This is a genomic window from Fodinibius sp. (genome assembly GCF_041642155.1).
Lineage (GTDB): Bacteria > Bacteroidota > Rhodothermia > Balneolales > Balneolaceae > Fodinibius.
This window is the reverse complement of the sequence record NZ_JBEPWZ010000126.1, coordinates 1-8049: the sequence shown is the minus strand read 5'-3', so window position 1 is coordinate 8049 and position 8049 is coordinate 1. Positions and strand designations below refer to the sequence as shown.

At 48.5% G+C, this 8049-nt stretch carries 7 protein-coding genes; all 7 read right to left on the bottom strand.

Features of this window, described 5'->3' with window-relative positions; genetic code table 11:
• Positions 1-37: 37 nt before the first annotated feature.
• A complete protein-coding gene (locus ACESLU_RS08690) occupies positions 38-1441 on the bottom strand; it encodes a sulfatase (protein ID WP_372637980.1) in 1404 nt (467 codons plus the stop codon).
• A gap of 237 nt (positions 1442-1678) precedes the next feature.
• Positions 1679-1840: a hypothetical protein gene (locus ACESLU_RS08685; protein ID WP_372637977.1), complete on the bottom strand. Its 162-nt coding sequence runs from the start codon at positions 1838-1840 to the stop codon at positions 1679-1681.
• Positions 1841-1878: 38 nt separating this feature from the next.
• A complete protein-coding gene (locus tag ACESLU_RS08680) occupies positions 1879-3996 on the bottom strand; it encodes a sulfatase-like hydrolase/transferase (protein ID WP_372637974.1) in 2118 nt (705 codons plus the stop codon).
• 282 nt (positions 3997-4278) lie between these two features.
• Positions 4279-5736, bottom strand: a complete 1458-nt coding sequence (locus tag ACESLU_RS08675) for a sulfatase (protein WP_372637971.1) — start codon at positions 5734-5736, stop codon at positions 4279-4281.
• A 72-nt stretch (positions 5737-5808) separates the two neighbouring features.
• Positions 5809-6246: a discoidin domain-containing protein gene (locus ACESLU_RS08670; RefSeq protein ID WP_372637968.1), complete on the bottom strand. Its 438-nt coding sequence runs from the start codon at positions 6244-6246 to the stop codon at positions 5809-5811.
• A gap of 332 nt (positions 6247-6578) precedes the next feature.
• Positions 6579-7181, bottom strand: coding sequence for an RNA polymerase sigma factor (locus ACESLU_RS08665; RefSeq protein WP_372637965.1), 603 nt, complete (start codon positions 7179-7181; stop codon positions 6579-6581).
• A gap of 209 nt (positions 7182-7390) precedes the next feature.
• On the bottom strand, positions 7391-8049 hold a 659-nt coding region (locus tag ACESLU_RS08660; RefSeq protein WP_372637962.1), incomplete at its 5' end, for an FAD-dependent oxidoreductase.

Here is an 8049-nt window from a genome sequence, read left to right as displayed (position 1 = left end):
TAACAGCAATTTTCTCTATTCACTTATTTTTCTTTAATCATTCTGGATAATTAATTCTCCTCGGATATTGTCCATCCCGTTGATGAATATAGCTATGCATTTCTTCCCGAAGTTCGGCTGCTTTGTCGGGATAGTCTTCGCTTATATCATAGCGTTCCTCAATATCATCCTTGAGATTATATAATTCCACCTTATCTTCTTCATAGAATTCTATGAGCTTCCAATTCCCCCGTCGGATAGCTGTACCCGGCCGCCACATGGAGCCGTGGTAATGCGGGTAATGCCAAACCAACGTACGCTCATCTACTTGTTCAGGATTTTTTAGATAAGTTGCGAGACTTCTTCCATCTACATGCTGGTGGGAATCCAGCGGCAAATCCGCCAATTCCAAAAGGGTCGGATAATAATCCATGCTGGTGATGGGCTGATGGGAAACTTTTCCCTGGGGCATGTTAGGAGCTCGAATAATTAACGGTACCCGGATCCCTCCTTCGTAGGCCCAGCCTTTCCCGGCCCTCAGGGGAGTTACAGCCGTAGGACCCATCTCTTTAGTCGTTGTTAATCCCCCGTTATCGGAAGTAAATACAATAATCGTATTATCCGACAGATTCAGCGACTCCAGACGGTCCAGTATTCTTCCCACATTTTCATCCATCGAGCGTACCATGGCGGCGTATTTATAATTACTTTGGGTTACCCTGGTTTGCCCTAATCCTTCCTTGCGACTCTCCGGGGCTCCTTCATCAGGCAGCTGTTCCTTTTTCTCTTTGTATAGTGCATCAAATTGTTTGGCCCCTTGAATGGGAGTGTGTACCGTATAAAAGGACAAAAACAAAAAGAAAGGCTGATCTTTTGAGGCCATATCTTCTATAAAGTGAATGGATTCATCCGCCAAACGATCGGTTAAATACTCTCCCTCAGGACCATCTTCCAGGCGAGGATTTTGATAGGGGGCATAATACCCGGCGGGCGGTGAGCCTTTGTTATGCCCTCCCTTATTAATATCAAATCCCTGATGTTCCGGCCAGTATTCCTTGGTTTCACCCAAATGCCATTTACCGGCGAAAAAAGTCTTATATCCCTCTTCTTTAAAGGCCTCGGCTATCGTTTTCTCTTCCAGCGGCAGATGATGGATATCTTCCGGTGGCACCAGCTGGGGATCCGGAGCTCTTTCAGTGCCCATACCCGGAATCCAATCCGTAATCCCCACCCGCACGGGATCTTTCCCGGTCATGATCGCAGCCCGGGTCGGGGAACAGACCGGATGGGCTGAATACGCATTGGTAAAACGAATCCCTTCTTTTGCCAAAGAATCCAAATTAGGGGTATCATAAAATTCACTGCCATAACTGCCCAGATCTTTCCAACCCAGATCGTCAACCAAGATGAATACCACGTTCGGCGAATAGTCGTCCTGAGGAGATTTACAGGCGGTGCTCATTAACCCAATAAGGACAATTACTGCGACTACATACTTACAATAAACCATTTGATTTATCCTTGTTACAAATTAGTTTCAACTGGTTGACACCTCAATTATGGACGTGTTTCATCCCCGTCCCCCGCCCCAGGGCCGCCGGACTCCGTTGCCTTCGAGCTAAACCGGATCAGCCCTTCGGTATTGATCGTCTGCTCGCCCTTGTTTGGATCCCACTACCATCCGGCCGGCAGGTCCGGCCTACCGCACATCCGGCCAGTCCCGCCACCGGCTGCGCATGGGGGAGGACGGACTACGGGGGGGCTGGGATTTTTCCTCTTCTGCCGGGCCCTCATCCGGGGTAAACAGCGACCATGAAGCGGTTCCTAACAGGAGGGTTTTAAGACTTTCCTTGCGATCCATAATGATAAATAATATTAAATGTCAGTTGTTTGAGAAGATTATTCTGTTTTCGTCTGGTTATAGAACTGTTCGGCGGCTATGGATGCCCGGGCAAAGCCCGGCCCGCTCCACTGCACCTGAAGAGCGGGCATGCCTTCCCCGCTCCGGGCGTAGGTTAACCGTACCGGATGATATCCCTTCTCCAGGCGTATCTCTTCAGAGACTTTAGTACCGGGACTATAGCCCCGGTCGGCATCGATGACCGTGGCATCATGGATCCGCAGAAGAGCACCCCAATCAGTTTGAAGGGAAAACGTATACAGGCCTGTTTCCGGCACTTCCAGCAGACCGCTGTATTCAATAACAATATCCTCATCCCGGGTTCGCACGTCCAGGTCCAACCTCTCGGTAATCCCTTTTCCGCTTTCGGTCTCCGATCCGAGCGTCGCCACATCCGGCGTCCACGGGGTCGGGGTCTCAAAAACACGGTAGCGGAGGCCGGAAGATAGCTCCCCGGGCGCCTCGATAGCAGGCACCGGACTCTCATCGTAGGGCCGGACAGCCGAGGTGTCGGGGCGACGAAGCTGCAGCACCCGGTCTTTCATACGTTCTTGCAGTTTTTTGAATTTATCGGTGCTGCCGGCCAAATCCTTCGTCTCGCCGGGATCTTCCCGGGTGTCGTAGATCCGGAAATTATCGTCTGCCGATTGGATATCGTAACGAACTCCTTTATAGCCGTCCAGGTAGAGCACCTGCATCTGCCCGCGACGCTGCCCCTGATGAGAAGCATCAAACTCCTCATAATCGGGGGTTTGTCCACCCTGGCTATACTCGATATACACTTCGCTTTCGTTGGGAGTATCTTCTCCGCTGAGCAGGGGAACCAGTGACACCCCATCCGTGCGGGCGGGTGCCGGCAGGCCGGCCAGGTCTGCCAGTGTCGGCAGCCAGTCATGGAAGCCGCTGGGCGCATCACGGGTTGTCCCTGCAGGGATCTGTCCCGGCCATCGTGCAATCGTGGGCACGCGGATGCCCCCCTCCCACGTATCCCTTTTTATCCCGTCGAGCGGACCAAAACTGTCAAAAAAGGTGGGATCATAGTCCCCGTACCCGTAAGATTCTTTATGGGGACCGTTGTCTGAGGTAAATACCACCAGAGTATTTTCATCGATCCCGAGATTCTGCAACAGCTGCATCAGATCACCCACGCCATTGTCAATCCGCCGGACCATACTGGCAAACCGTTTTTGGGTGTCCGGCCAGTCCCGTTCGGCATATTCCGGGTGGATATAAGTATCAATACTGTCCCCAACCGTATTGATATAGTTACCTTCCTCTCCGATCAACTGCGCGCCCCCGTCAAGTCCTCCCCCCTCGGGGTAGGGCGTGGAAGCCACTTCCAATCCGGCATGTGGAGTATCGTAGGCCAGGTATAGAAAGAATGGTTGATCAGCGTTCTCCCCCCGGTCCTGTTCCATGATCCACTGTTTCGCGACGGCGGTGAACAGATCCGTGGTATACACGCCCCTGAGCTGATCAGAGATCTCCTCATTGCCCGCGTACAGTTCCACTTTAGGTCGTTCCCTGACCTCATGGGCGGGGTAGTGATTATGACCGTCCCTGTGGCGCACGTAGCCGAAAAAATAATCAAACCCCCGTTTCGTCGGATAAGCCGGCCACTCGGAACCGTTTTCATTCCACCGGTCATCCCCCTGCAGCCCCCACTTTCCGACAATGCCGGTACTGTATCCGGCCTCCTTTAACACCGTAGCCAGGTTGTGATTGTTGGGCAACGCCTTATCAAACTGGTTGTCCCTCACGTCGGCATGTCCCTGGTGGACGCCCTGGAGCAACGAAGCCCTTGAGGGTGCACAGACCGGGGCGCCCACATAATGACGGGTCAGTAACATCCCCTCCTCGGCCATCATGTCCAGGTGTGGGGTCTTGAGTGCAGGCATTCCCCCCTCATCCCGTTGGTTTTGAAAGATTACCCCCAGGTCGCCGTAACCCAGGTCATCGGTGAGAATAAAGATTATATTAGGAGAGTCCTTGTTAATTTCTGGTGACTGAGGTGTTTCAACTTTGCAGGCTGAAACTGCTAAAATCAAAACGAGTAGAAGACCACAGAATAATAATTGCCGATTGTTACTTATTTGAACTGAGCGTTCTTTAATCATTTTATCCTTGAAGGCTTTGCAAAACTGTTGTTTTAGTCGATCCCGTTATTTTAGCGAATTCTAAATCATTATTTATGAACTGTAAACTACAGATTCGTATTAATTCAGGTTTTAATCCTGGACAAAATTCGTGCGTTGGGCAAAACGTTCTTTTTAGTATTTAACCTTTTTTACTGATAATCTGAATTTTTATTTATCTCGCCTGCTCATTTCTTTTCATCTTTTTGGTAATCTGGATTGAACTCCTGCGGAACCGGGGCTTTCGTTTAATTAGCAATGGACCTAATTAGCAATGGACCGGTATTGTTGATTCAGTTGCTGAAATCCAATTTCTTCCCCCCTCAACATATTCAGATAATGATCTGTTTTTTGGTATTTGACCCATTCCAGAAGATCCGGGGCACCGGGTGTGACAAAGTTAAAATCCTTGGATTCCGTTTTCGGCAACCTGTTTTGCCAATCATCAAGCAGATCTCGCATGTTTTCCACAATACGCCGGTGCGCCGGATCCTCAATTAGGTTTTTCGTTTCATGCGGATCCTCCTGCAGATCATACAACTCTTCTTCCGGTTTTTTCGAGCCAAAAAAAGCAGCTTGCAAAGAATCCAGCTTACCCTGTTGTTTGAGACTTCGCATCACATGCACCGCCGGACGGTAAAATTCCAGATAAGCCTGTCCCGCATCATAGGGGACCCACGGCATACCGTGGTGAATATACTTGTATCTTTTTGTGGTAACACTGCGGGAGCGTTCCATGATTTCATCCCACAGGTCGCGGGCCGATATAACGGCCTCGCGGTTGGACTCTTCCAGGATGAAAGGCCTGCCGGTTAGATAATCCGGTAGTTTGGCACCCGCCATATTGAGGGAAGAGGCCGAGACATCAGTCACGCTAATCATTTGATCGCTAACCTCTCCCCCTTTCAACCGATCGGGCCAGCGGATAATCATCGGAACCCGAAGACCGGGGTCATAAAGATACCCTTTGCCCCGGATGTTGCACCGGCCATTATCTCCAACGAAAATTACGACGGTGTTATGGGCGATCCCCTTTTTTTCCAGCTCATCCATTACGAGTCCTACTTCCCGATCCATATATTCGATCTGATCGAGATATCGTGCCCAATCTTTCCGCACGATCGGATGGTCAGCCATATAGGGGGGAAGTTCCACCTTTTCCGGATCTACCGGGTCGGAAGACTGCTCGCTGACCTTTTCCCACCAGTCCCCGCGATGTGTCACATTCAACTGTATCTGTGCAAAAAAGGGCTGGTCATTAACATCCAGTGTATCCAGCTTGTCAAACAGTCCAAACTGTGTTTCCCCGTCATAAGAACCCAGCTGTTCATGTTTAAAATTTACATCGATTTTCCGACCCTTGCCCCGTACATCTTTGTGTCCCAGAATATTGGTGTATCCGGCTTCCCTGAGCCAGTAGGTGATCGGCTTGTAAGGCTCAGGAAGAGGGCGATCCCTGTTGCTTCGGTGATGCTGGGCACCTATCATGTTTTGGTGAGTCCCCACCATCATCGCCGACCGGTTAGGAGAGCAAATGGGATTGGTACTTATCACATTCGTATAACGGACACCCTGCTCCGCCAACCGGTTTAAATTTGGTGTTTCAACCCCTTCCATGCCATACGTTTCCAAATCGTTGCTGATATCCTCTGCCATCAGCCAGATAATATTGGGACGATCATCAGACTCCACCGGTTGTCCCTGGCCCTCGGAACAGGGCACAATTGCCGTCGATAAATAAATGATGATCAATAAAAATAACGGTCTCATATTTCTGTTTTCTTCCTTGATTCCTTATTTAATTAAATCAATTTCTGCTATTGATGCTATATCCTCACCTTCATGTATACGCATTGCTTCCAACTTTATATAGCGGGCTTCGATCGCCTGGTCAAACCTGACTTTTTTTGCTGATTTATCCTTTTCCCAACTACCCGAGGACACCTTCTCCCACCCAACTCCATCGTTACTGACATAAAAATTATAATTTTTAATCCTTCCTACTTTATTTGCTTGATTTGGGAGATATCTAAACCCTTTAATGACTTTGGTGTCTTCCAATTTTACTATCACGTAATGAGGTAAATGGAGTGGATTCAAACTGGTTTCGGAGCGCCAATATGTTCCGGCATACCCATCAATAATACGGTTCGCATAATGATTTATGTCTGACGTATTTGAATAGGCATTTTCTGCAATAGTTCTCAATTCCCATTGTATAGAAACAGCCACGTGACAAAACTCTTGGATTTATTTTGAAATTTATTTCGAAAAAAGAAAAATATTTTCATAATAAAATAAAACACGAATATGGAACATGTTTAGGAAGGGTTATTTCAGAACAGCGTTGAAGATTGAGAAAGAGCATGGAATCTATGGCTTGTAACCGGTTCTTTCGGCTTCGCTTTATTGCAAAAAGCTTGTAAAGAAAGCACCTCAATCAGTTTGAAATCTTCTTGTAGATGATCGAATCAGTAGCCAAACCGGTTTCAGGCAGGAAATCCCGTGAATTCATCATTCCCACAAAAACAAGCTCAAAATAAAATAATCCCATAAAGCAGAGACTAACGTATATTTTCAGCTCTTTGGCTGATCACTTTCTTAATTCTCCTGGTGGCATGGTAAATAAGATCCTCGACCCGCCCTTTGGTAATCTCCATCACATAAGCAATTTCTTCATTATCCAACCCCTGATGGAGTCGCAGTTCAAACGCTTCTTTTTGTCGTTTCGTTAATGAATTTAGGGCAGTCTCCAAAAGCGCCTTGCGTTCTTCTGTAATTTCCCGGGTTATTATACTTTGCTCTGTGGTATGGTTTCTCTTCGTAAAATCACTCGCATATTCGCTATTTCTCTCCTTTCTCGCCGCTCTTTTTTTCTTATCCCGGAGCATGATTCTCCGCAGGGATACTAATAAATATGCCTTGACAGACTGGATATCCTTTAGATAAAATTTCCTTTTTCTCCACAATCGCAAGAAGAGCGTCTGAATGCAGTCCTTGATAAACGCTTCACTGGAATATAAGCTCATCCCATATTGATAAAGCGCGTTATAGTGCCGCCGGAATAGCTCAGAAAATGCCTTTTCATCCCCTCTCTGTATCAAAAGACACAGCTCTAAGTCACTTACATCCCCATAATCCTTTCTATTATTTTCTCGGATAGGCATCCTGAAGGTATTGACTTTCTTATTTCCGACACGACAGATCTTATATTGTATATAAGTAAAATAATGGCCAGCATTTAAATGTCAAATACTATTAGGATTGCTTTTTCTTTCATACCCGTGCCAGCGTATCAACAGGATTTTTCGGGAACAGGCATACCTGCTCCATCCACTTTACAAACCACTTCTCAGAGAGAAGAGAAGCGGCTTTTTTATTCATACTCCAGGATCTGCCCATCTCCGAGCAGCTGCTCGCGTAGCAATTGGTAGTTCAAATTCTGCACGGCCACATCCTCTTCGAGGGCGAGGGCTGCCGCAGCTGCGGCGCTGTGCCCCAATATCATGAATACCGGTTCCATGCGGATCGACCCGAAGGCGATATGAGAGGCCGACAGCGCTACCGGTACCAGCAGGTTTTCTGCCTGACCTTCTTTGGGAATGAGCGACCCGTAGGCGATCTGGTAGGGTTGATCCGGGTGCACCCCGATATCGCCCTCGTTTTGAACATGCCCCTCCGGGGTGATATAGCGCTGCACGTTGTGGGAATCCAATGTATAGGATCCCATCCCGACCGGCTCGACCACCTCGCGGTTGCCCAATACTTCATGTTCAGTCATCACCTTCTGCCCGATCATCCGGCGAGCTTCCCGGATGTAGAGCTGGTGCGGCCAGTGACCGTTGTCCGTAAACTCATCCTTAGCCAGTCCCCACCGATTCACCTCTTCCTGAACCTCTGTGGGCACGCGCGGGTCGTTGGCAAGAAAGTACATCAGCCCCTTTTGGTAGTCCTCGTGTTCCCGGATGATTTGTTCCCGGCGCTCGTAGGAAGCTTCCGGGTAGTCGTAGCTCATCCCGATATAGTCGGTGCTGA